We start from the raw sequence: 22,044 nt of genomic DNA, 5'->3' as shown, positions 1-22,044 counted from the left end.
GTCGAGGGAAAGCGCCCGGTCTCCTGCCTCTGGTCGGTCAACTCTCGTCGGTCAGCAACTCACCGAGGTGGTCGAGGGCGGGCAGGGCGGCCTCGATGGCGGCCCGGTCCCGGTCCGGCAGGTGCTCGATCAGCGCGGCGAGCCGCTCGGCCCGCTCGGCCCGGCGCCGCCGGACCACCTCCCGCCCCGCCTCGGTGATCCGCACCACCACCACGCGGCCGTCGGCGGGCTCGGGGCAGCGCTCGGCCAGCCCGTCGCGCTCCAGCCGGGAGACCAGTTGGGTCATGGCCGGCTGGGTCACGCCCTCGGCCGCGGCCAGTTCGGAGAGCCGGTGATCGCCGCACCGGTCCAGCCGGCGCAGCGTCGACGCGGTGGTCAGGCTCAGCCCGTCGGCGGGGTTGAGCCGGCGCAGCGCCTCGAACAGCCGGTCGAAGCCGGCCGCGAGCCGGTCCCCGTCCGCCCTGGCCGCAAGCACGATTTCTTTATATCAGTTACTTATAGAAGTGGCTTATGCTCATGGCATGGCTCTCAGGGAGGCGCCCGGCCCGGTGCCCGCCCCACGCCGCGCCGACGGGCCCGGCCTGGTGATGGCGGGCGTCGACGGAACCCCTGGTGGCTGGCGCGCGTTCGCGTGGGCGTGCGGGCAGGCTCGCCGCTCCGGGTGCCCCGTGCTCGCCGTCCACGTCTCCGGCACCCGGTACTGGGCGCCGGTGGTCGCCTCCGGCGAGGCGGCCGCGACGCTGCTCGTCGAGACGCCGGTGCGGGTCGCCGAGCAACTGCGCGAGGAGACCGACCGGATGGCACGCGACTTCGGCGTACGGGCGCGGTTCCAGCACCGGTACGGCGACCCGGCGCGGGAACTGATCGCCGCCGCTCGGGAGAACACCGCCGACCTGGTCGTCGTCGGCGCCTCGGCGCAGCCGCTGCACCGGATCGCCGGCGCGCTGCCCAACCGCCTCGCGCGCTGCCGGTGCGTACCCCTGGTGGTGGTTCCGTAGGCAGCGCCGCGACGCTGCGTAATGACTTCACTACCGTGACGCTGTGGGGGATGCGGGGACCCGGGTGCCGGCCGGTCGGCGGCGGCCGCTCGGCTACCCCACGTGGGCGGCGCTCGTGGTCGCCTGCGGGGTCCTGCTGCGGATACGGCGCTGGTCCGGGCGGCGCTCGCTCAACTCGGACGAGCTGTGGATCGCCGTCAATCTCCAGCGCCGCTCGTTCGCCGAGCTGCACGGGCGCCTGGACTTCGACCAGATCGCCCCACCCGGCTGGCTCTGGCTGCACAAGCTCGGGCTGGCCGCCGGCCGGGGCGACGCGCTCCTCCGGCTGCCGGAACTCATCGCCGCCTGCGCGGCGGTCGCGCTCACCGCGGTGCTGGCCCGGCGCCTGCTGCCGGCGCCGCTCGCGCTGGCCGCCGTCGCGCTGGCCGCCGGCACGCCCGCCCTCATCTACCAGGCGAGCCAGCTCAAGCCGTACTCGGTGGAGGCCGCGGCGACGGTCCTGCTGCTGATCCTGGCGCTGCGGGCGCTGGACGACCCGGCCCGGCGGCGATTGCTGGCGTTCTGGCTGACCGGCGCGGTGGCGGTCTGGTTCGCCACCACGGCACTGTTCGTCACCGGCGCGATGGGTGGGTTGCTGCTGCTGTTCGCGGCGGCCTCCCGCCGCTGGGTGCTGCTGCGCGACCACGCCATCGCCGCGGCGCCCACCGCCGCCTCCATGCTGCTGGTGTACCTGGCCATGCCGTCCCCTGTCGGGTGGCTCCGCGACTGGTGGTCCACCACCTACCCGGGCTCGCTGGCGCCCCGCCACCTCGGGCCCCGCTCCGCCCTCACCTGGTCGCGCGACGTGTTCCACCAGTTCGCCCGGTCGGCGCTGGCTGCGGAGCACGACCGTGTCCGGTGGCTCGTGCTCGGGCTGATGGCGGCCGGCGCCGTGGCGCTCGCCGTCCGCCGTCCCCGCACCGCCGCGCTGGTGACCGCCCCGCTCGCCGCCGGCTACCTGCTGGCGCTGCTGCGCCTGTACCCGATGGCGACCCGGGTGGCCCTCTGGCTGGTGCCCGTCGCGTGGATCCTGCTCTGCGCCGGCCTGGACGGCCTGCTGCGGCTGGCGGCGGTGGCGTTGCTGCGCGCCCGATGGCCGAGCGGCACCTGGTGGGGCCGCGCGCCGAGGGCGGCGGGCGGCGTGGCGGCCGCCGTGGCGGCGCTGCTCATCGCCACCCACTTGCAGCGCTTCGGGCACGCGCAGCACGCCACGAACGCCGAGCGGTTCGCGCGGGCGCAGCCGGCCGTGGAGATGGTCGCCGAGCGGCGGCTCCCGGGCGACGTGGTGCTGGTGCACGGCGGCAAGTCCGAGGTAGCGATGATCGGCTGGTACGGGCGCGGCGCCGGTCTGCGCCCGGACTCCTGGTACAGTCCCGGCCAGGGTGACGCGTGCCGGGCCGGCGGCCAGCCCGCCGGCATGACGGCCGCGTCGCGGGTGTGGCTCGTCCGGGTCTCCTGGGTGCCGAAACCCCGGACCCTGGACGCGGAGAAGCGGGCGATGGCCCGGTTCGCCCGGCTTGCCGGCGAGTACTGGTACGGCGGCGTGGTCGTGGCGCTGTACGAGAAGGCACCGGGCGCCGCTCCCCCGCCGGGCGCCCCGTGCCTGCTCGACACCCCCGCGAGGTTCTGACCGGGTACCGGCGCCTCAGGCGTCCCGGCGGCGCAGGACCAGGTACCCGCCGAGCAGGGCGGCGGCCGTCCACAGCGCCGTGATGCCCAGGCCCGTCCACGGGCCGAAGTCCCGGCCGAATCGGGGGTCGCCGGCCGGGCCGGTCAGGTGCATGATGACGGCGCCCGCCTGGTCCGGCAGGTACTGGAGGACGGTGCGCAGCCCGGGGACGTTGCCGAGGCCCTGCGAGCCCAGGAACAGCAGCGGCAGCAGGACCACCAGCGCCAGCACCGTACTGCGCAGCATGGCCCCGACCCCGAACGCGAACAGTCCGATGAGGACGAGGTAGAGGAACGCGCCGGCGACGGCGGTGGGCACGCCCGCGGCGCCGGGCGTGGTGCGGTGCGGGCCGAGCGACGCCTGGGCGGCGGCGAACGTGACCGCGACGGTCACCAGGGCCACGGCGGCCAGCGACGCCGCCACGGCGGCCAGCTTCGCGGCGTAGAACGTGCCGCGCCGGGGCACGGCGGCCAGCGACGCCCGGATCATGCCGCTGCCGTACTCGCCGGTCACCGCGAGGACGGCGAACACCACGAGCGCGAGTTGCCCCAGGGTCAGGCCGTAGAAGGTGGCGAACAGGGGGTCGAAGCGCTCGCGCTGCTCGGCGGGCAACCGGTCGAAGCCCGCCGCGAAACTCAGCCCGACCAGGTACCCGAGCCCGCCACTGACCAGCACCGCGGCGGCGAGCGTCCAGAGCGTGGAGCGCAGGCTGCGGATCTTCGTCAGTTCGCCGGCCACCGCGCCGGCGAGGGCCCGGCCCGCCGAGCCGCTTTCGGTCGCGATGCCGTCCGCCCACTGCGGGTTCATCGGGGAACCTCGCCGGTCAGGCGCATGAACGCCGCCTCCAGGCTGTCGGCGCCGGCGCTCAACTCGGCGACCGTGGTGTCGGCGAGCAGCCGGCCGCGGCTGATCACCACGAGCCGGTCGGCGGTGCGGGCCAGTTCGGTCATGAGGTGGCTGGAGACCAGGACCGTGCGCCCCTCGCCGGCCCAGTGCCGCAGCAGCGCGCGCAGCCAGGCGATGCCGGCCGGGTCGAGGCCGTTGAGCGGCTCGTCGAACAGCAGGACCGGCGGGTCGCCGAGCAGCGCCGCGGCGATGCCGAGCCGCTGCGCCATGCCGAGGGACAGCGTGCGGCCCCGGTTGCCCGCGGCCCCGGCGAGCCCGACCAGATCCAGGACCTCGGCGACCCGGGTGCGCGGTATCCGGTTCGTCCGGGCGAGCCACCGCAGGTGGTCCTCGACCCGGCGGCCCGGGTGCCAGGTGCGCCCCTCCGGCAGGGCACCGACGCGGCGCAGCGGTCGGGGCAGCCCGGCGTACGGCCGCCCGTCGACCCGCACCTCCCCGGCGGTGGGCCGGTCCAGCCCGAGCATCATCCGCATCGTGGTGGACTTGCCGGCGCCGTTCGGCCCGGCGAAGCCGGTCACCAACCCGGGGCGGACCGTGAACGACAGGTCGTCCACGGCGAGCGCGCGCCCGTAGCGCTTGCTGAGGTTGCGTACTTCGATCACCCGGGGACGGTAGGCCGCCCGGCCGCGCCGGCGCAGTCGCCAAAGGTCACGCCGGCCGGTCGACGAAAGTCGACCCGTACGCTTCACCTCATGCGCCTACCTCTCCTCGCGCGCCGATTTCTCCTCGTGGCGGCGGTGGTGGCCGCCGAGGCGGTGCTCCTCGCGGGCGTCCACGACGGCGCCGTGCCGGCCGTGGCGATGGTCGCCTACGCGGCCGGCGTCGCGCTGCTGGTCGGGGCCGGGCGGCGGTGGCCGTACGCGGCGTTCGGCGGGGCCATCGTCCTCGGCGCGCTGACCGGCGCCGGTTACGCGCTACTGATCTGGAGCGCCTACCGGGCCGGGCGCCGGGTCGCGTCCCGCCGGGACGCCGCCGTCGCCGCCGGCCTCGCGGCGGGCGGGCTGGGCGCCGTGCTCGCCAGGGCGCCCGATCCCCGCCTGCTCCCCCAGTTCGCCACCGCGTACCTGGTGTTCGTCGCCCTGCCGCTGCTGACCGGGCGGTACGTGGCGCAGCAGGAACGCCTGGTGACCGCGCTCGACCGGAGCAACCGCCACCTGCGCCGCGAGCGGGAACTGCTGGGCGAGCGGGAACGGCTGCGGGAGCGGCTGCGCATCGCCCGCGACATGCACGACTCGCTGGGTCGCCGGCTGAGCCTGGTCTCCATGCAGGCGGCGGCGCTGGAGGTGGCCGCCCTCCCGCAGGCGCACCGGGCGGCGGCGCGGCGGCTGGCCGAGGCGGCCCGGGACGCCGCCGCCGAACTGTATGACGTGGTGGGCGCACTGCGGGCGGCGGAACCGCCGGGGCCGGACCGGATCCCGGCGCTGGTCGCGGAGTACCGCGCCGCGGGCGTGCCGGTGACGCTGCACCGGCGGGGTACTCCGGTGGATCTGTCCATGCTGGCCGGTGAGGCGGCGTACCGGGCCGTCGAGGAGGGCGTCACCAACGCCGCGAAGCACGCGCCGGGGCGCCCGGTCGAGGTGCGGCTCGCCTGGGAGGCGGACGCGCTGCTGCTGACCGTCACCAACCCTCTCGGCGACGGGACCGGCGCGGGTTCCGGGCAGGGGCTGCGCGGGCTCGGCGAGCGGATGTCGGCGGCGGGCGGCCTGCTCGACCATCGCCGCGCCGGTGGCGAGTTCCGGCTCGGCGCGATGCTGCCCGCCGCCGCGCCGGCACCGGATCCCGACCTGCCCGGTGGCCGGCTGCGCACCACCGCGGTCGGCGTCGCCGCCGCCTGTCTGATGTTCGTCGTCCTGCCCGCCGGCCTGCTGCTGGGGCCGGCGTGAGCGCGCCGATCCGGGTTCTGGTGGCCGACGACGAGCCGCTGCTGCGCGCCGGGCTGCGCGCCGTGCTCGAAGCGGCCGGCGACGTGGCGGTGGTGGCCGAGGCCGGCACCGGCCGGGAGGCGGTCGACCTGGCCGACCGGCACCGTCCCGATGTGGCCCTGCTCGACGTGCGCATGCCGGACCTGGACGGGTTGGCCGCCGCGGAGGAACTGCGCCGCCGCACGCCCGGGGTCCGGGTGGTCATGCTCACCTCGTTCGGCACCGAGCCGAACGTGCTGCGGGCGGTCCGGGGCGAGGCGGCGGGGTTCGTGCTGAAGACGTGCGCGCCCGACGAACTGGTCCGTGCGGTCCGCGCGGCGCACGCCGGCGAGGCGTACCTCTCCCCGCCGGTGGCCCGGATCGTGCTGGGCCTCATCCCCCGCCAGGCCGCCGAGCGCCGCAGCGCCGCCGCCGCGCGCCTGGCGACGCTGGCGCCCCGGGAGGCGGACGTGCTGCGCCTGGCGGCCGAGGGGCTGCCCAACGCCGATATCGCCCGCCGGCTGCGGATGACCGAGACCAGCGTCAAGACCTACATGAGCCGAATAATGTCCAAGTTGGACTGTGCGAACCGGGTGCAGGCCGCGCTGCTGGTCCGGGACGCCGGCGTCTGACCCGCGGTCAGGCGCGCGGCCTGGGCGGCAGGCGCAGCCCGGACATGCCGCCGTCCACCGGCAGGGCGGTACCGGTGACCCCGCCGGCGGAGCGGCTGGAGAGGTAGACCACGGCGGCGGCCACCTCGGCGGCGGCGACCAGGCGGCCGGTGGGCTGGCGGGCGGCCAGGCGGGCCTTCTCCCCCGCCGGGTCCTCGACGTTCGACAGGAGCCGGGCCACCCACGGGGTGTCCACGGTGCCCGGCGCCACGCAGTTGACCCGGATGCCCTCGCCCACCAGGTCGGCGGCCATCGCCAGGGTGAGCGCGTGCACGGCGCCCTTTGACGCGGAGTACAGAGCCCGCTGGACCAGCCCGGCGGTGGCCGCGATCGAGGACAGGTTGACGATCGCGCCGGCGGCGCTGCGGCGCAGGTACGGCAGGGCGGCGCGGCTCGCACGGGCGACACCCACCACGTTGACGTCCAGGACCCGCTGCCACTCGTCGTCGCCGTTCGCCTCGACCGGGCCGACCGCGCTGATCCCGGCGCTGTTGACCAGCACGTCGATCCCGCCGTGGGCGTCCGCCGCGGTGGCCATCGCCCGGTCCAGGGCGGCGGAGTCGGCCACGTCGGCGACCACCGCCAGCGCGCCCGCGGGCGCACCGGACGGGTCCAGGTCCAGGGCGGCGACCCGCGCTCCCCCGGCCAGGAACGCCTCCCCACACGCCCGGCCGATCCCCGACCCGCCGCCGGTGACCACCGCCACCAGGCCCTCGACCCCGCTCATCCGGCCTCCCGACATCCCCGTACCTCCCTCGGCCCTGCCCGTCACGGCACCGGCACCCCGTCCGGGATCAGCCCGGTGGCGCGCAGGTCGGCCCAGAGCGCGCCGGGGATCTCCACCGAGCACATGGCGACGGCGTCGTCCACCTCCGCGGGCGACCGGGCGCCGATGACCACGCCGGCCACCGCCGGGTGCCCGAACGGGAACTGGATCGCGGCGGCCCGCAGCGGCACGCCGTGCCGCTCGCACACCGCCCGCATCGCGAGCGCACGCTCCACAAGGGAGGCCGGGGCGGGTGCGTAGTTGTACCGGGCGCCCGCGCCCGGGTCGGCCAGGATGCCGGAGTTGTAGACGCCGCCGCAGATCACCGAGGTACCCCGCTCGGCGCAGAGCGGCAGCAGGCCGGCGAGGCCGGACTGGTCCAGCAGCGTGTACCGGCCGGCGAGCAGGACGCAGTCGAAGTCGCCGGTGCGCACGAAGTCGGCCAGCATCGCCGACTGGTTCATGCCGGCCGAGACGGCGCCGATCCGGCCCTCGGCGCGCAGGTCGACCAGCGCCGGCCGGGCGCCCGCCATCGCGTCGACGAAGTGGTCGTCCGGGTCGTGGATGTGCAGGACGTCGGCGCGCTCCAGGCCGAGCCGCTCCAGGCTTTCCGCGTACGAGCGCCGGGTGCCCTCCGCCGAGAAGTCCCAGACCGGCCGCTCGCCGCTGTCCTCCGCCCAGAAGTCCTGCCCGTCGCCGCCGGCCGCCGCCAGTCGCCGCCCCACCTTCGTGGCCAGCGTGAAGCCATCCCGCGGCAGGGTGGACAGGACCGACCCGGCGCGGCGCTCGGAGAGTCCGCTGCCGTACAGCGGCGCGGTGTCGAAGTGCCCGATGCCCAGGTCGTACGCGCGCCGCACGGTCGCCCGGGCGGCCTCGTCGCCGACGGCCGCGTAGAGCCCGCCGATCGGGGCCAGGCCGAGGCCGAGCCGGGTCACGGTCACCTCGGTGCGGCCCAACCGGGCGCGTTCGAAGGGGTCCATGCATCCGCTCCCGTCTCGTCCGCCCACCGGCGCGGGCAAGATCCTATAGGATCCGCGGGCCAGGGACGGGTTCGGGCCGGGCGTGGCGGGGCTCAGCGTCACCGACCAGGTCGCCGTCGCGCGGGCCGGTTCGGGCGTCGCGCGGATCAGTCCGCCGCGGACGTTCCGGCGACGAACGCGTCCAGGTCGGCCCCGTGCAGCACCCGGCCGCGTACCTCGTCCCGGGCGGCCGTGGCGGTGAGGGCGGCCACGGGCAACCCGCCCGGGCGGTTCGTCGCGGCGAGCACCACGTTGCCGTACCGGCGGCCACGCAGCATCGTCCGCGCGGCGATCAGGCACACGTCCGCGAAGGCGGTGCGCAGCGTGGCGACCTGCCGGCGGCAGAGCACCAGCGGCGGCAGGTCGGTCACGTTGACCGCGTAGAGCCCGCGTGGGCCGGCGACCCGGGCCGCGTGCGCGGCGAAGTCCCGCCCCGTGACCCGCTCGGGCATGTGCGCGCCGCCGTACACGTCCGACAGCACCACGTCGTACCCCGCGTCCGGGGCGGCGTCGAGGGCGTCGAGGGCGTCGGCGATGTCGACCCGGACCCCGGGCGGCGGCGGCAGCGCCCGGCGGACCAGCGCCATCAGCCGCGCGTCCCGGTCCACGACCGTCTGGGCGGAGCCGGGCCGGGTCGCCGCCACGTACCGGGGCAGGGTCAGCGCTCCCCCGCCGAGGTGCAGAACGCGCAGCGGCACGCCGGCCGGCGCCGCGGCGTCCACCGCGCGGGCCAGGCGCCGCGTGTACTCGAAGCGCAGCCGGGTGGGGTCCATGGCGACGTGGGACTGCTCCACCCCGTCCACCAGCAGGGTTCGGCCACCGGTGGCGTCCAGCACCAGATCGGCGACGCCGAAGTCGACCGGAAGGTTCCGCCACATCGCGCGCTCAACCGCCGACCGGTGTGCCCGGGCCACCGGCGGCGGCGTCCCGCTCCGCGCGGGTCAGCCGGGATCGCAGGCCGACGCCCATTCAGCGCGCGGCCGCCGGCCGGCCCACGGAGCTCTCGCGGATCTCCAGGTGGTACCCGGCGGAGATTTCGCGCGACGGCGAGCCGCCCTCCCGGCCCGACGGTTCGCCGCCCGATCGCCGGCCGCCCAGCCGCTCGGCGAGGAGCGCGACGGCGAGCCGGGCGATCTCCGCCTTGTCGGGCGAGACGGTGGTGAGCGTCGGCACGGCGAAGCGGCCGTCCTCGATGTCGTCGAAGCCCGCGACCGCCACGTCCTCGGGCAGGCGCAGCCCGTGCTCGTGCAGGGCCCGCATCGCGCCGAGCGCGAGTGTGTCGTTGAAGCAGAAGACGGCGTCCGGGCGGACCGGGCCGGCCAGCAGCGCGGTCATCGCGGCGGCGCCGTCCGCGCGGTGCCAGGCGGCGGCGGGCGCGACGAGGCGGTCGTCGTACGGCAGGCCGGCGTCGGCCAGCGCGGCCGCGTACCCGGCCAGGCGCAGGCGGGTGCTGACGCCCTCGGCGGTGCGCTGGGCGCCGATGGCCGCGATCCGGCGGCGGCCGAGCCCGGCGAGGTGGGCGGTCACCTCCCGGGCGGCGGCCACGTTGTCGATGACGACGTGGTCGGCCGGGCCACCCTCGATCCGCTCGCCGAGCAGCACCATGGGGGTGCTGTCGGCGCCCGCGCCGAGGTCGTCGGCGGTGAGCGCGAGCGGGCTGAAGATGAGCCCGTCGATCAGGTGGTCGCGGATGCCGGTGGCGACCTCCCGCTCGCGGTCGATCGCGCCGCCGGTCTGGTCCACCAGCACGGTCCAGTCGTGCGCGCCGGCGGCGTTGACCACGTGCCGGGTCAGCTCCGCGAAGTACGGCAGGTCCAGTTCGGGGACGGCGAGCGCGATCACCCCGGTGCGGCCCCGGCGCAGGCTGCGCGCGGAGAGGTTGGGCCGGTAGTTGAGCTCGGCGATGGCCTCCTCCACCCGGGCCCGGGTGGAGGCGCGCACGTGCTGGTAGCCGTTGACCACGTTCGACACGGTCTTGACCGAGACCCCGGCCCGCTGGGCCACGTCCTTGAGCCTGTGCCGCACGCCGCCTCCTCCCAGGGCACGGTGTCACCGGCACTCTACCGCCCGATCCCTTTACAACGTTGTATACAACGTTATAGAAACGTCGCATGGACATCGCCCAGCTGACGATCGACCCCGCCTTCCGGATCGGCGACGTGCACCGCCGGATCTTCGGATCCTTCGTCGAGCATATGGGGCGGTGTGTCTACGGCGGCGTGTTCGAGCCGGGCCATCCCCGCGCCGACGAGCGCGGCCTGCGGGGCGACGTGCTCGAGCTGACCCGCGAGTTGGGCGCCACGGTCATCCGATACCCGGGCGGGAACTTCGTCTCCGGGTCCCGGTGGGAGGACGGGGTCGGGCCGGCCGGCGACCGGCCGCGCCGCCTCGACCTGGCCTGGAAGACCGTCGAGCCGAACGCGTTCGGGCTGGACGAGTTCATGACCTGGACCCGGGCCGCCGGCGCCGAGCCGATGATGGCGGTCAACCTCGGCACCCGGGGCGTCCAGGAGGCGTGCGACCTGCTCGAGTACGCCAACCACCCGGGCGGCACCCGGCTGTCGGACCTGCGCCGCGCGCACGGCAGCGCCGAGCCGTACGGCATCCGGCTGTGGTGCCTGGGCAACGAACTGGACGGGCCGTGGCAGGTCGGCCACAAGACCGCCGACGAGTACGGCCGGCTGGCCGCCGAGACGGCCCGGGCGATGAAGATGATCGACCCGGACGTCAGCCTGGTGGCGTGCGGCAGCTCCGGCCGGGGGATGCCCACGTTCGCCGCCTGGGAGGCCACCGTCCTGGAGCACACCTACGAGCACGTCGACTACATCTCCGCGCACACCTACTACGATCCGTCGGACGGCGACCGGCCCAGCATTCTCGCCTCGGCCGTGGACATGGACGCCTTCATCACCGAGGTGGTCGCCACCGCGGACCACGTCGCCGCCAAGCAGCGGCACCGGCGCAAGCTGAAGATCTCCTTCGACGAGTGGAACGTGTGGTACCAGAGCCGGCTGCGCGCCGACCTGGACCGGCGCGGCTGGGTGGAGGCGCCGGCGCTGATCGAGGACACCTACACCGCCACCGACGCCGTGGTGGTCGGCGACCTGCTGGTCACCCTGCTGCGCCACGCCGACCGGGTCGGGGTGGCCTGCCAGGCGCAACTGGTCAACGTCATCGCCCCGATCCGCACCGAGAAGGGCGGGCCGGCCTGGCGGCAGACCATCTTCCACCCGTTCGCGCTGACCGCCCGGCACGCCCGCGGGGCGGTCCTGCGCACCGAGCCGGTCGCGCCGCAGTACGACACCGCGCGCCACGGCCGGGTGTCCGGTGTGGACACCGTGGCCGTGCACGACCCGGAGACCGGTTACCTCAACGTCTTCGCGGTCAACCGCCTCGACCGCGACGTCATCCTCGACTGCGACCTTCGGGCGTTCCCGGGGATCGCCGGCGCCGGGCACATCACGCTCGACGCCGGCGCCGACCCGGACGCCGTCAACACCGCGGCGGCCCCGGACCGGGTCACCCCCCGCCAGGGGGATCGGCCGGCCATCGACGGCGGGCGCTGCCAGGTACGGCTGCCCGCGATCTCCTGGAATCTGCTCCGCTTCACCTCCCCCACCCACTGAGCTCTTCCAGCCGGCGTAGCCCGGCACATCCCCAAGAAGACCGATTGGGAGCACGCCATGCAGAGCACGCCATTCACCCGACGTCGGCTGCTGGACCTCGGGCTCGGGGCCGGCGCCGGGGCCGCCCTGACCCTCGCCGGCTGCGGCGGCGACAGCGACGAGCCGGCCGCCAGCGGCAACGGCGGCAAGGACTACACCGGGCCCAGGGTCCAGCTGAACCTGTGGAACGGCTTCACCGGCGGCGACGGCGACATCTTCAAGAAGCTGGTCGAGGAGTTCAACGGCCAGCACAGCACCATCACGGTCACGCCCGCCACGTACCGGTGGGAGGACTACTACGCCAAGCTGCCCGGCGCGGTCTCCAGCGGCAACGGGCCGGACATCGGCGTCATGCACATGGACCAGTTGGCCACGTTCACGGCCCGGCAGATCCTCGCCCCGCTGGACGACGTGGCCGGCGCGCTCGGGCTGACCGAGGCGGACTTCGTGCCGACCGTACCTCATCCAGGGCGTCTCGCGAAGCGGGTTGAAGGGCTGAGCACCCCGGCTCGCCGGGCGGGGGATGCTCGCGTCATTCGGAGAGCGCTCCCTCATGACGGGACGGCTGCGCATGGTTCCGGAACCGTAACCCTATTGACACATGCACATGGCTGACGGATTCTCCCAGAGAGCGCTCTCCCAACCGTCGTCCCTCCCCCGCACAGGAGATGTCGCATGCATCCCAACCCCCGCCCCCCGGACCGGTACCGCCGGCGCCCGACCCTGGCCGTCCTCGGCGCCGTCGCGGCGCTGCTCGCCGGGTACCTCGCGGTCGCGACCGCGCACCTGGCCAGCGCCGCCGACACCCTGCTCTCCCAGGGGAAACCGGCCACCGCCTCGACCACGGAGAACGCCGGTACCCCGGCCTCGGCCGCGGTCGACGGCAACACCGGCACCCGGTGGTCGAGCGCGTTCAGCGACCCGCAGTGGATCCAGGTGGACCTCGGCGCCACCGCCACGATCAGCCAGGTGGTCCTGAACTGGGAGGCGGCGTACGGCCGGGCCTTCCAGATCCAGGTCTCGGCGGACGCTAACGCCTGGACGACCGTGTACTCCACCACCAGCGGTACCGGCGGCACCCAGACCCTCGCGGTGACCGGCACCGGCCGGTACGTGCGGATGTACGGCACGACGCGGGCCACCGGATACGGGTACTCGCTGTGGGAGTTCCAGGTGTACGGCAGCACCGGGTCAGGCGGTGCCTGCGGCACGGCGAACGCCGCCCTCAACCGCCCCGCGACGGCGAGTTCCACCGAGAACGCCGGCACCCCCGCCTCGGCGGCCGTGGACGGCAACACCGGCACCCGCTGGTCGAGCGCGGCCAGTGATCCACAGTGGATCCAAGTCGACCTCGGCGCCGCCGCGGGCGTCTGCCAGGTGGTGCTGAACTGGGAGACCGCGTACGGGAAGACGTTCCAGATCCAGCTCTCCACCGACGCGAGCGCCTGGACGACGGTCTACTCGACCACGACCGGCACCGGCGGCGTCCAGACGCTGGCCGTGTCGGGCACCGGCCGGTACGTGCGGATGTACGGCACGACGCGGGCCACCGGGTACGGCTATTCACTGTGGGAGTTCGAGGTGCGCACGAGCGGTTCGACCGGTGGGCCGACGGCCACCCCGACCACCACGCCGACCGGCACCGTGCCCGGCGGTGGCTCGCTCGGCCCGAACGTGCTCGTGTTCGACCCGTCGATGTCGGCCAGCACCGTCCAGCGTCAGCTCGACACCGTGTTCAGCCGGCAGGAGAGCAACCAGTTCGGCACCGACCGGTACGCCCTGCTGTTCAAGCCGGGCAGCTACGGCGTCAACGCGAACATCGGGTTCTACACGTCCATCGCCGGCCTGGGACGCAACCCCGGCGACGTGGTCATCAACGGCGGCGTGACGGTGGACGCGGGCTGGTTCAACGGCAACGCCACGCAGAACTTCTGGCGCTCCGCCGAGAACCTGGCCATCAACCCGACCGGCGGCTTCAACCGCTGGGCGGTCTCCCAGGCGGCGCCGTTCCGCCGGATCGACGTGCGCGGCGACCTGAACCTGGCGCCCAACGGCTACGGCTGGGCCAGCGGCGGGTACATCGCCGACAGCCGGGTCAGCGGCACGGTGCAGCCGTACTCGCAGCAGCAGTGGTACACCCGGGACAGCCAGATCGGCGGCTGGCTCAACGGCGTGTGGAACATGGTGTTCACCGGCGTGACCGGGGCGCCCGCCACCAGCTTCCCGAACCCGCCGTACACCACCGTGGCGCAGAGCCCGGTGACCCGGGAGAAGCCGTACCTGTACGTGGACTCGGCCGGCGCGTACAACGTGTTCGTCCCGTCGCTGCGGACCAACTCGCAGGGCGCCACCTGGACCGGCGGCGGCACACCGGGGTCCTCGATCCCGCTCAGCCAGTTCTACGTGGCCAAGCCGGGCGACTCGGCCGCGACCCTCAACGCGGCCCTCGCCCAGGGCCTGAACCTGCTGTTCACGCCCGGCATCTACCACGTGAACCAGACCGTCACCGTGACCCGGGCCGACACGGTCGTCCTGGGCCTGGGGTACGCGACGATCATCCCGGACAACGGGGTGGTCCCGATGACGGTGGCCGATGTGGACGGCGTCCGGCTGGCCGGGCTGCTGTTCGACGCCGGCCCGACCAACTCGCCGGTGCTGCTGCGGGTCGGGCCGGACGGCTCCGCCGGCACCGGACACGCCGCCAACCCGACGTCCATCCAGGACGTGTTCTTCCGGATCGGCGGCGCCGGCGCGGGCAAGGCGACCACCAGCCTGGTGGTCAACAGCAGCAACGCCATCATCGACCACATCTGGGCCTGGCGGGCGGACCACGGCACGGGCGTCGGCTGGACGGTCAACACCGCCGACACCGGGCTGATCGTCAACGGCGCGAACGTGACCGCGTACGGGCTGTTCGTCGAGCACTACCAGAAGTACCAGGTGATCTGGAACGGCAACGGCGGGCGCACGTACTTCTTCCAGAACGAGATGCCGTACGACCCGCCGAACCAGGCGGCCTGGATGAACGGCGGCACCAACGGGTACGCCGCGTACAAGGTGGCCAGTGGCGTCACCTCCCACGAGGGCTGGGGCCTGGGCAGCTACTGCTACTTCAACGTGGACCCGTCGGTGAACGCGGCCCGCGGCTTCGAGGCACCCAACACCGGCGGCGTGCGGTTCCACAGCCTGCTGACGGTGAGCCTCGGCGGCAACGGGACCATCACCAACGTCATCAACACGACCGGCGGCACGGCGCAGGGCACGAGCACGGTGCCCGTCAACGTGGTGAGTTACCCGTGATCGTCGTCCGCCCGTAGGGCGGCTCGGATGCCCGGGGCGGCCAGCGCGTGGTACATGCGCGCCAGCCGCTCCGGGCCGTACCGGAAGTCGTGGTCCACCCACCAAATCAGCAGGCCGATCGCCGCGCTGGCGCAGAACTCCGCCGCGACCTCCACCGGCACCCCGGACCCGGCGGCGGCCAGCCGCGGGCGCAGGTGCGCCGCCAGCAGGTCGGCGAGGAGCCGGTGCAGGTGCCGGCGCACCACGTCGCCGCCGCGCCGGCCGCACAGCGCCTGGTACACCATCCGGTGCCGGTAGGCGTGCTCGAACAGGGCGCGGACCGGGTAGTCCGGACCCGGCCGCGCGGTGTCGTCGAGGTCCGCCCACAGCCGCTCGCGCACGTCGTCGAAGCTCGCCAGCAGCAGGGACTCCTTGTCCCGGAAGTGCGCGTAGAACGTGGAGCGCCCCACATCGGCGCGGTCCAGGATGTCCTGCACCGTGATCTTCTCGTACCCGCGCTCCAGGACGAGCGCGATCAGGGCCTCGTGCAACTCCCGCCGGGTCCGGCGGACCCGGCGGTCCACCCGCTCCATCGCCGCCCCTTTTCCCGCACGGCGGCCGGACCCGGTCGTTGACCCGCCCCCCGCCGGTCGCGCGCATACGCGAACAGCGTGTTCGACAACGTACACCAGATTCGCGGCGCCGCTCGCGATCGCCCGGCCCATCGTCTCGCTACGCCGGCTCGCCAAACCGCGCGGCCAACCGGACGCGCGGCCGGCTTGCCGGGCAGGTCCGCCACTACATGTTGATCATGTGGCCGGCGAGGCCGTGCACCGCCTCCTTCACGGCCTCGCCCAGCGTCGGGTGGGCGTGCACGTTGCGGGCCACCTCGTGCACCGTGAGGTCCCACTGCTGGGCGAGGGTCAGCTCGGGCAGCAGTTCGGTCACGTCCGGGCCGATCAGGTGGGCGCCGAGCAGCTCGCCGTGGGTCCCGTCGCTGATCAGCTTCACGAAACCGACCGGCTCGCCCAGGCCGTGCGCCTTGCCGTTGGCGGTGAACGGGAACTTGGCCACCCGCACGTCGAAACCCTTCTCCCGGGCCTGCGCCTCGGTCCAGCCGAAGCTGGCCACCTGCGGCTGGCAGTAGGTGGCCCGGGGGATCATCGGGTAGTCCAGCTCCATCGTCTCGGCGACGGCGATGGTCTCGGCGGCCACGATGCCCATCGCCTCGGCGGCGTGCGCCAGCATCAGCTTGGCCGTCACGTCGCCGATCGCGAAGAGGTGCGGGACGCTGGTGCGGCAGCGGCCGTCCACGTCGATCGCGCCCCGGTCGGTGAGCCGGACCCCGGTGCGCTCCAGCCCGTACCCATCGACCCGCGGCCGGAAGCCGATCGCCTGCAGGACCTTGTCCGCCGCCAGGACCCGCCGCTCGCCGCCCTTCGTCACGGTCACCCGGACGCCCTCGGCGCCCTCCTCGATGCCCTCCACCCGGGTGCCGGTGAGCACGTCGATGCCCAACCGCCGGTACCGGCGGGCCAGCTCGGCGGAGACGTCGGCGTCCTCCAGCGGCACGATCCGGTCCAGGAACTCGACGATGGTCACCTTGACCCCGTACGCGTTCAGCACGTACGCGAACTCGACGCCGATGGCGCCCGCGCCGGCGATGACGATGCTGCCGGGCAGCTCGGCGCTGAGGATCTGCTCCTCGTACGTGACGACCCGTTCGGACCGCGACGTGCCGGGCAGCAGGCGGGTCGTGGCGCCGGCCGCGATGATGCAGTGCCCGAAGGAGACGGCCTCGCCACCCACCCGGATCGTGTGCGCGTCCAGGAACTCGCCGCGCCCGTCGAACTGCCGGATGCCGTTCTTGCGCATCAGGTAGTGCACGCCCTTGACCCGGCCGTCGGCCACCGCCCGGCTGCGCTCGTGCGCCGGCCCGTAGTCGAAGCTCAGCGAGCCGTCGACGCGGAGGCCGAAGGTGCCGCCCTCGCGCTGGACCAGGTTCGCCAGCTCGGCGTTGCGCAGCAGCGCCTTGGACGGGATGCAGCCGACGTTCAGGCAGACGCCGCCCCAGTACCGCTCCTCGATGACGGCGGTGGACAGGCCGAGCTGGGCGGCGCGGACGGCCGCGGTGTAGCCGCCGGGGCCCGCGCCGAGGACGACGACGTCGAAGTGTGAGGTCATGCCGGCCAGCCTAGGGTCCGCCTCGCCGCGGGGGCCGGAGCGAGGCTGGGTCCAGGCGTCGGCTGAGGGTGCGGCCGGATACCGGGGTTGTGTCTGGCCGTGACCGGCGTGCTTCCAAGCGGCGTCCGGGCCCGGTCATCCACGTCGAGACAGGCCCTGGGAGTGTGCCTAGGCTGGCCGGGTGCGCACCCTCGTCGTCGACAACTACGACTCGTTCACCTACAACCTGGTGCACCTGCTCGCCGGGGTGGCGGGCCGGGAGCCGGTCGTGGTGCGCAACGACGACCCGATGCCCGACCTGGCCGGCTACGACGCGATCGTCCTCTCGCCCGGGCCCGGGACGCCCGAGCGGCCCGCCGACTTCGGGATCTGCCGGGCGCTCGCCGAATCGTCGGACCTGCCGCTGCTCGGGGTGTGCCTCGGGCACCAGGGCCTGGCGTGGGCGCACGGTGGCGCGATCGGGCCGGCCCCCGAGCCCCGGCACGGGCGCGTCTCCCCCGTGCTCCACGACGGGCGGGAACTGTTTGCCGGCATCCCCTCCCCCTTCCGGGCGGTCCGGTACCACTCGCTCGCGGTGACCGCGGTGCCGCCGGCCATGGAGGCGACCGCGTACACCCCGGACGGGGTGGTGATGGGGCTGCGCCACCACACCCGTCCCCGGTGGGGGGTGCAGTTCCACCCCGAGTCGATCGGTACCGAGCACGGGCAGCGGCTGATCCGTAACTTCGTGTCGCTGGCCGAGCGGGCCGCGAGGCCGGGGCCCATCACCGTCACGCCGCCCACCCCGCCACCGCCCACCGTGCCGGCGGCCGAGCCCGCGTACCGGGTGCTGCACGCCGCCCTGCCCACCCGGTGGAGCGACGAACTCGTGTACGACCGGCTGTTCCGCCGGTCGATGAACGCCGTGTGGCTGGACAGCAGCCAGACCGGCGGCGAGTCGGGCCGCTTCTCCGTCATGGCCGACGACTCCGGCCCGCTCGCCCGGACCGCGTACGCCGACGCGTGGACCGGTACCGTGCGGGTGGAGTCGGCGGCCGGCGTCACCGAGACCCGCGGCCCCTTCCTGGACTGGCTGGACGCGGACCTGCGCGCGCACGCGGTCGCCCCGCCGCCCGTCCCGTGCGACTTCGCGCTCGGGTGGCTGGGGTACCTCGGGTACGAGCTGAAGGCCGAGTGCGGCGGCGACCGGGCGCACCGCTCCGCCGAACCGGACGCGGCACTGCTGTTCACCGACCGGGCGGTGGTCCTGGACCACGCGACGGGCACCACGTACCTGCTCGCACTGGCACGCACCGGGAGTGAGGCCGACGCGCGGGCCGGGCAAGGGGCCGGCCCGGGGCCCGGGCAAAAGGTCGAGGCGCGGGCGGGGCAAGAGGCGGACGCGCACGCGGGGCAGGAGGCCGGGGCGCGCGGGAGGCAGGAGGCCGGGACGCGGGCCGGGCAAGAGGCCGGGGCGGAGCAGGAGGTCGGGGCGCGGGCCGGGCGGGAGGCCGGGGCGCGGGAGTGGCTGGCGGCGACCGCCGAGCGGCTGCGGGAGCTGGCCGGTCAGGAGCTTCCCGGGCCGCGGTGGCACCCGCCCGGCGTGGCGCCGTCGCTGCGGCACGACCGCACCGGATACCTCGCCATGATCGAGAAGTCGCGGGCGCTGATCGCAGCCGGCGAGACCTACGAGGTGTGCCTCACCAACGCCGCGACGGCACCGGTCCGGCTTGACACCTGGGCGGCATACCGGACGCTGCGCCGGTTCAGCCCGGCCCCGCACGCGGCACTGCTGCGCTTCGGCGCGCTCGCGGTGCTGAGCAGCTCGCCGGAGCGGTTCCTTCGGGTGTACCCGGACGGCACGGTCGAGTCGCGGCCCATCAAGGGCACCCGGCCGCGCGGCGCCGGCGAGGCGGCCGACGAACTGCTCCGCAAGGACCTGGTCGCCAGCGAGAAGGACCGGGCCGAGAACCTGATGATCGTCGACCTGGTCCGCAACGACCTGGGCCGGGTCGCCACGGTCGGCTCGGTGCGCGTGCCGCGCCTGTTCGAGGTGGAGACCTACGCCACCGTGCACCAGCTCGTCAGCACCGTCCGCGCCGCGCTGCGCCCGGGCGCCACGGCGGTGGACTGCGTGCGGGCCGCCTTCCCGGGCGGGTCGATGACCGGCGCGCCGAAGGTCCGAACGATGGCGATCATCGACGCGCTGGAGGGCGCGGCGCGCGGCGTCTACTCGGGCGCGATCGGCTACTTTTCGCTCACCGGCGCCGCCGACCTCAGCATCGCGATCCGCACGCTGGTCGCCGCGCCCGGCGGCGTCCGCTACGGGACCGGCGGGGCGATCGTGGCGCTCTCCGAGCCGGCGGCGGAGTACGAGGAGACGGCGGTCAAGGCGGCGCCACTGCTGCGCCTGCTGGGCGCCGAGTTCCCCGACCGGACCACGACCGCGGGGCCAGGGCCGGCAGGGCCGGGGCCGGAGCCGGCAGGGCCGGAGCTGGCAGAGCCGGAGCCGGAGCCGGCGGGGCCGGCGTCAGTGTGGCAGGGCGGGTAGCTCCGGCGACTCGGTGTCGAGCGGCACCGCCGGCGAGCGGACCAGGCCAAGCTGGGTGGTCTGCCGGGGCAGGACAGCTTCGAGCAGCCAGTCGGTCGCGGTCCGGGCCCGGTTGCCGGGCAGCGAGAGCAGGTGGTACCCGCGGGTCACCGCCTTGGCCGGCAGCCCGGCCAGCGGCACGCCGAGCGGGTTCGCCGCCGCCTCGCGGCCACCGAGATCCACCACGAAGCCGAGGTCCCGGTGCTTGTAGGGGCGCCGCTTGCCGGACCCGTACGAGGCGGCCACATTGCGCGCGGCCCGGACACCCTGCCGCTGCGCGTGCTGGGCGGTCATCGTGGTGACCTGGCCCGGCCGGGTCAGATCCGGCACCGCGGCCACGTCACCGCACGCGTACACCTCGGGGTGGCCCGGCACGGCCAGGTATTCGTCCACGGCGAGCCGGCCCCGCTCCAACTGGAGGCCGAGGCGGGCGACGAGCGGGTCCGGGCGGACCCCGACGCACCAGATCAGCGATCGGGTCGGCACGTGCTCGCCGTCGGTCAGGCGGACCCCGTCCGCGGTCGCCTCCGCCACCGAGACGCCCATCCGCAGGTCCACCCCACGCTCGCGGAGCACCCGGTCGGCGGTCCGGGACAGCCGCGGCGCGAGTTCCGGCAGCACCCGGGGAGCCGTGTCCAGCAGCAGCCAGCGGGGGCGGCTGCCGCGCAGCCGCGGGTGCCGCCGCCACAACGCATCCGTGTAGAGGACCCCCTGCGCGGCCACCTCCGTACCCGTGTAGCCCGCGCCGACCACGACGAACGTCGACCGGGCGGCCCGCTCCCGCCCGTCGTCCGTGGCGTCGGCCAACTCCAGCTGGCGGGTCATGTGGTCGCGCAGGTACAGCGCCTCGGGGATGCTGCGGAACCCGTGGGCGTGCTCGGCCACACCCGGGATCGGCAGCAGCTTGTTCACGCTGCCCGCGGCGAGGATCAGCCGGTGGTACCCGGTCCGGCCGTGCCGCCCCTCGGCATCCACCCAGCCCACCTCGCGCGCCCCGAGGTCGATCTCCTCAACCTGGGCGAGGATCAGCCGCACGCCGGTCAGCGTCTGCGGCAGGGAGACCGTGATCCGCCGGGGCTCCACCAGCCCGGCCGCGACCTCCGGCAGCAGCGGCAGGTACAGGAAGTAGTCGGTCGGGTTGATGACGACGATCTCGGCGCCGCCGCCGGACCGGCACAGCGTGCGCGCCGCGTGGTACCCCGCGAACCCCGCACCCACGACGACGATCCTCGGCCTGGCCATGGTCACCTCCCGATCCCCGGCTCGCCGGGCTCGCCGGAGCCGGTACCCCGGTCCCCTCTCCCGAAAACGGCAGGACGGGCCGCCCCCTCACGCGGCGCGCCGGCCGGTCGTGCCGGCTGCTCCCTCGGCGCGTACCCGGGCGGCACCCGGCCCGGCCTTAGCGCCGCTTATCGGGGCGGCGCGGGCCGCGCTGCCAGCCGCCCCCGCGGCGCTGGCTCCAGCACCGCGCATCGTCGCGCTGCCAGCCGCCCCCGCGACACGGACACGCATCGCCGCAGTGCCGCCTATCCCGGCGGCGCCCGCCCCGGCCCCGTGAAGAGCGGCGGCGCCGGCGACCCCTGCCGCGCGCACCCCAGCACCGAACATCGCGGCGGCGTGGGCCTCGGAGGGCAGGCCGCGAATCAGGCGCAGGCGCGGCGGCGCGGGGGCGCCCGCGGGCTCGTCCGCGGTGGTCTCGTCGTCGAAGCGGACCTTCCAGCGGGACGGTTCCCGCCGCCCCCCGGGCGGCTCGTCCGCCGGGCTCCGCCGGTTCAGCACCAGGATGATGAGGTACCCGGCGAGGACGGCGATGTGGCTGGCGACCCGGGCGCGGTCCACCCGGCTGGCCAGCAGATCGTTGACGGTCAGCACCGTCAGCGCGGCGACGAAGGCGCTGAGCATCGGCAGCACCCCGACCGGGCGCCCACGCCGGGCCGCGACCCAGGCGAAGCCGGCGCCGATCGCGATGTTCCAGGCGGCGGACTCGTGCCACAGGTGGCCGGCCTGCAACCCGCCGCCGCCCGTGTGCAGGTGCTGGCCCCCCGCCACCCCGGCGACCTGGGCGGCGCCGAGCAGGAACTGGACCGCGCCGAGCACCCCGAGAGCCCAGCGCAACGCGATCACCTGGACCGCCTCGTCACCCGCGCGCCGCGACGGCGGCACGGGCACCGCGGGCAGTTCGTCCGGCGCCGGCACCGACGCGCGCACCAGGTCCGTCACCTGCGTGGCGGCCTGCAACCAACGGCGGCACGCGGCACACCGGCTCAGGTGCGCGTCGACCGCACCCGGCGCGCCCGGTTCGTCCTCTCCGTCCAGCCGGGCCGACAGCGCTTCCCGGCATCGCTCACACCCCATACCGTCATAGTCGCCGCGCGCCG

The 22,044-nt window shown here is 75.0% G+C and carries 19 protein-coding genes; 8 read left to right on the top strand and 11 right to left on the bottom strand.

Annotation, left to right across the window (positions count from 1 at the left end; all coding sequences use genetic code 11):
* Positions 1–37 precede the first annotated feature (37 nt).
* Positions 38–475 carry a MarR family winged helix-turn-helix transcriptional regulator gene (locus KJS59_RS08155; RefSeq protein ID WP_249713967.1) on the bottom strand — a complete coding sequence of 146 codons (438 nt, stop codon included), beginning with the start codon at positions 473–475 and terminating at the stop codon, positions 38–40.
* A 46-nt stretch (positions 476–521) separates the two neighbouring features.
* On the opposite strand from KJS59_RS08155, the gene KJS59_RS08150 reads away from it, so the two are divergent.
* Both KJS59_RS08150 and KJS59_RS08145 read left to right on the top strand, forming a co-directional pair.
* On the top strand, positions 522–998 hold the full coding sequence (locus tag KJS59_RS08150; protein WP_213451719.1) for a universal stress protein: 477 nt from the start codon (positions 522–524) through the stop codon (positions 996–998).
* Positions 999–1,041: 43 nt separating this feature from the next.
* Positions 1,042–2,667, top strand: a complete 1,626-nt coding sequence (locus tag KJS59_RS08145; RefSeq protein ID WP_213451718.1) for a glycosyltransferase family 39 protein — start codon at positions 1,042–1,044, stop codon at positions 2,665–2,667.
* Between the two features lie 15 nt (positions 2,668–2,682).
* On the opposite strand, the gene KJS59_RS08140 is transcribed toward KJS59_RS08145, so the two are convergent.
* Together KJS59_RS08140 and KJS59_RS08135 are read right to left on the bottom strand one after the other, a co-directional pair.
* The gene (locus KJS59_RS08140; protein ID WP_213451717.1) at positions 2,683–3,513 is read right to left on the bottom strand and encodes an ABC transporter permease subunit; all 831 of its coding nucleotides are present in this window, start codon (positions 3,511–3,513) and stop codon (positions 2,683–2,685) included.
* Positions 3,510–4,214 (bottom strand): ABC transporter ATP-binding protein, encoded by a 705-nt coding sequence (locus KJS59_RS08135; protein ID WP_213451716.1) that lies wholly within the window; start codon positions 4,212–4,214, stop codon positions 3,510–3,512. The genes KJS59_RS08140 and KJS59_RS08135 overlap by 4 nt, the downstream gene beginning before the upstream one ends.
* A 90-nt stretch (positions 4,215–4,304) precedes the next feature.
* Between KJS59_RS08135 and KJS59_RS08130 the strand changes: the two genes are divergently transcribed.
* Positions 4,305–5,495 carry a sensor histidine kinase gene (locus KJS59_RS08130; RefSeq protein WP_213451715.1) on the top strand — a complete coding sequence of 397 codons (1,191 nt, stop codon included), beginning with the start codon at positions 4,305–4,307 and terminating at the stop codon, positions 5,493–5,495.
* Positions 5,492–6,145 carry a response regulator transcription factor gene (locus tag KJS59_RS08125; RefSeq protein WP_213451714.1) on the top strand — a complete coding sequence of 218 codons (654 nt, stop codon included), beginning with the start codon at positions 5,492–5,494 and terminating at the stop codon, positions 6,143–6,145. Before KJS59_RS08130 ends, KJS59_RS08125 begins: the two co-directional genes overlap by 4 nt.
* Before the next feature lie 7 nt (positions 6,146–6,152).
* On the opposite strand, the gene KJS59_RS08120 is transcribed toward KJS59_RS08125, so the two are convergent.
* The 4 genes from KJS59_RS08120 to KJS59_RS08105 form a co-directional block, all read right to left on the bottom strand.
* The gene (locus KJS59_RS08120; RefSeq protein WP_213451713.1) at positions 6,153–6,911 is read right to left on the bottom strand and encodes an SDR family NAD(P)-dependent oxidoreductase; all 759 of its coding nucleotides are present in this window, start codon (positions 6,909–6,911) and stop codon (positions 6,153–6,155) included.
* Between the two features lie 41 nt (positions 6,912–6,952).
* Positions 6,953–7,930 carry an aldo/keto reductase gene (locus KJS59_RS08115; RefSeq protein ID WP_213451712.1) on the bottom strand — a complete coding sequence of 326 codons (978 nt, stop codon included), beginning with the start codon at positions 7,928–7,930 and terminating at the stop codon, positions 6,953–6,955.
* A gap of 146 nt (positions 7,931–8,076) precedes the next feature.
* Complete coding sequence (locus tag KJS59_RS08110) at positions 8,077–8,847, bottom strand: spermidine synthase (RefSeq protein ID WP_213451711.1); 771 nt, start codon at positions 8,845–8,847, stop codon at positions 8,077–8,079.
* A 91-nt stretch (positions 8,848–8,938) separates the two neighbouring features.
* Entirely contained in the window at positions 8,939–9,994 is a 1,056-nt protein-coding gene (locus tag KJS59_RS08105) for a LacI family DNA-binding transcriptional regulator (protein ID WP_213451710.1), read from the bottom strand.
* Between the two features lie 86 nt (positions 9,995–10,080).
* On the opposite strand from KJS59_RS08105, the gene arfA reads away from it, so the two are divergent.
* Genes arfA through KJS59_RS08090 form a run of 3 tightly spaced genes read left to right on the top strand, consistent with a single transcriptional unit; the run spans position 10,081 to position 14,934 of the window.
* Positions 10,081–11,595, top strand: a complete 1,515-nt coding sequence (gene arfA / locus KJS59_RS08100) for an arabinosylfuranosidase ArfA (protein WP_213451708.1) — start codon at positions 10,081–10,083, stop codon at positions 11,593–11,595.
* 57 nt (positions 11,596–11,652) lie between these two features.
* Entirely contained in the window at positions 11,653–12,249 is a 597-nt protein-coding gene (locus KJS59_RS08095) for an extracellular solute-binding protein (RefSeq protein ID WP_213451707.1), read from the top strand.
* A 60-nt stretch (positions 12,250–12,309) separates the two neighbouring features.
* The gene (locus KJS59_RS08090) at positions 12,310–14,934 is read left to right on the top strand and encodes a discoidin domain-containing protein (RefSeq protein ID WP_213451706.1); all 2,625 of its coding nucleotides are present in this window, start codon (positions 12,310–12,312) and stop codon (positions 14,932–14,934) included.
* Here KJS59_RS08090 and KJS59_RS08085 read toward each other — a convergent pair.
* Both KJS59_RS08085 and lpdA read right to left on the bottom strand, forming a co-directional pair.
* Positions 14,925–15,506, bottom strand: coding sequence for a TetR/AcrR family transcriptional regulator (locus KJS59_RS08085; protein ID WP_213451705.1), 582 nt, complete (start codon positions 15,504–15,506; stop codon positions 14,925–14,927). The genes KJS59_RS08090 and KJS59_RS08085 overlap by 10 nt on opposite strands.
* Positions 15,507–15,711: 205 nt before the next feature.
* Positions 15,712–17,097: a dihydrolipoyl dehydrogenase gene (gene lpdA / locus KJS59_RS08080; protein ID WP_213451704.1), complete on the bottom strand. Its 1,386-nt coding sequence runs from the start codon at positions 17,095–17,097 to the stop codon at positions 15,712–15,714.
* Between the two features lie 181 nt (positions 17,098–17,278).
* Between lpdA and pabB the strand changes: the two genes are divergently transcribed.
* Positions 17,279–19,627: an aminodeoxychorismate synthase component I gene (gene pabB, locus KJS59_RS08075; protein ID WP_213451703.1), complete on the top strand. Its 2,349-nt coding sequence runs from the start codon at positions 17,279–17,281 to the stop codon at positions 19,625–19,627.
* Here pabB and KJS59_RS08070 read toward each other — a convergent pair.
* Together KJS59_RS08070 and KJS59_RS08065 are read right to left on the bottom strand one after the other, a co-directional pair.
* A complete protein-coding gene (locus KJS59_RS08070) occupies positions 19,607–20,908 on the bottom strand; it encodes an NAD(P)/FAD-dependent oxidoreductase (protein ID WP_213451702.1) in 1,302 nt (433 codons plus the stop codon). The genes pabB and KJS59_RS08070 overlap by 21 nt on opposite strands.
* An 87-nt stretch (positions 20,909–20,995) precedes the next feature.
* Positions 20,996–22,021: a zf-HC2 domain-containing protein gene (locus KJS59_RS08065; RefSeq protein ID WP_213451701.1), complete on the bottom strand. Its 1,026-nt coding sequence runs from the start codon at positions 22,019–22,021 to the stop codon at positions 20,996–20,998.
* Between the last annotated feature and the right edge of the window lie 23 nt (positions 22,022–22,044).

Origin of the sequence: Rhizomonospora bruguierae (assembly GCF_018397995.1) — a bacterium.
Taxonomy (GTDB): Bacteria; Actinomycetota; Actinomycetes; order Mycobacteriales; family Micromonosporaceae; genus Rhizomonospora; species Rhizomonospora bruguierae.
This window is presented reverse-complemented; position numbering and strand designations above follow the sequence as displayed.

What these genes read in the sequence shown, in the direction of transcription:
- KJS59_RS08065 (WP_213451701.1), bottom strand. Translation starts at nt 22,021, where the DNA reads ATGGGGTGTGAGCGATGCCGGGAAGCGCTGTCGGCCCGGCTGGACGGA.
- KJS59_RS08095 (WP_213451707.1), top strand. Translation starts at nt 11,653, where the DNA reads ATGCAGAGCACGCCATTCACCCGACGTCGGCTGCTGGACCTCGGGCTC.
- KJS59_RS08070 (WP_213451702.1), bottom strand. Translation starts at nt 20,908, where the DNA reads ATGGCCAGGCCGAGGATCGTCGTCGTGGGTGCGGGGTTCGCGGGGTAC.
- KJS59_RS08150 (WP_213451719.1), top strand. Translation starts at nt 522, where the DNA reads ATGGCTCTCAGGGAGGCGCCCGGCCCGGTGCCCGCCCCACGCCGCGCC.
- lpdA (WP_213451704.1), bottom strand. Translation starts at nt 17,097, where the DNA reads ATGACCTCACACTTCGACGTCGTCGTCCTCGGCGCGGGCCCCGGCGGC.
- arfA (WP_213451708.1), top strand. Translation starts at nt 10,081, where the DNA reads ATGGACATCGCCCAGCTGACGATCGACCCCGCCTTCCGGATCGGCGAC.
- KJS59_RS08090 (WP_213451706.1), top strand. Translation starts at nt 12,310, where the DNA reads ATGCATCCCAACCCCCGCCCCCCGGACCGGTACCGCCGGCGCCCGACC.
- KJS59_RS08140 (WP_213451717.1), bottom strand. Translation starts at nt 3,513, where the DNA reads ATGAACCCGCAGTGGGCGGACGGCATCGCGACCGAAAGCGGCTCGGCG.
- KJS59_RS08085 (WP_213451705.1), bottom strand. Translation starts at nt 15,506, where the DNA reads ATGGAGCGGGTGGACCGCCGGGTCCGCCGGACCCGGCGGGAGTTGCAC.
- KJS59_RS08130 (WP_213451715.1), top strand. Translation starts at nt 4,305, where the DNA reads ATGCGCCTACCTCTCCTCGCGCGCCGATTTCTCCTCGTGGCGGCGGTG.
- KJS59_RS08120 (WP_213451713.1), bottom strand. Translation starts at nt 6,911, where the DNA reads ATGAGCGGGGTCGAGGGCCTGGTGGCGGTGGTCACCGGCGGCGGGTCG.
- KJS59_RS08115 (WP_213451712.1), bottom strand. Translation starts at nt 7,930, where the DNA reads ATGGACCCCTTCGAACGCGCCCGGTTGGGCCGCACCGAGGTGACCGTG.
- KJS59_RS08110 (WP_213451711.1), bottom strand. Translation starts at nt 8,847, where the DNA reads ATGTGGCGGAACCTTCCGGTCGACTTCGGCGTCGCCGATCTGGTGCTG.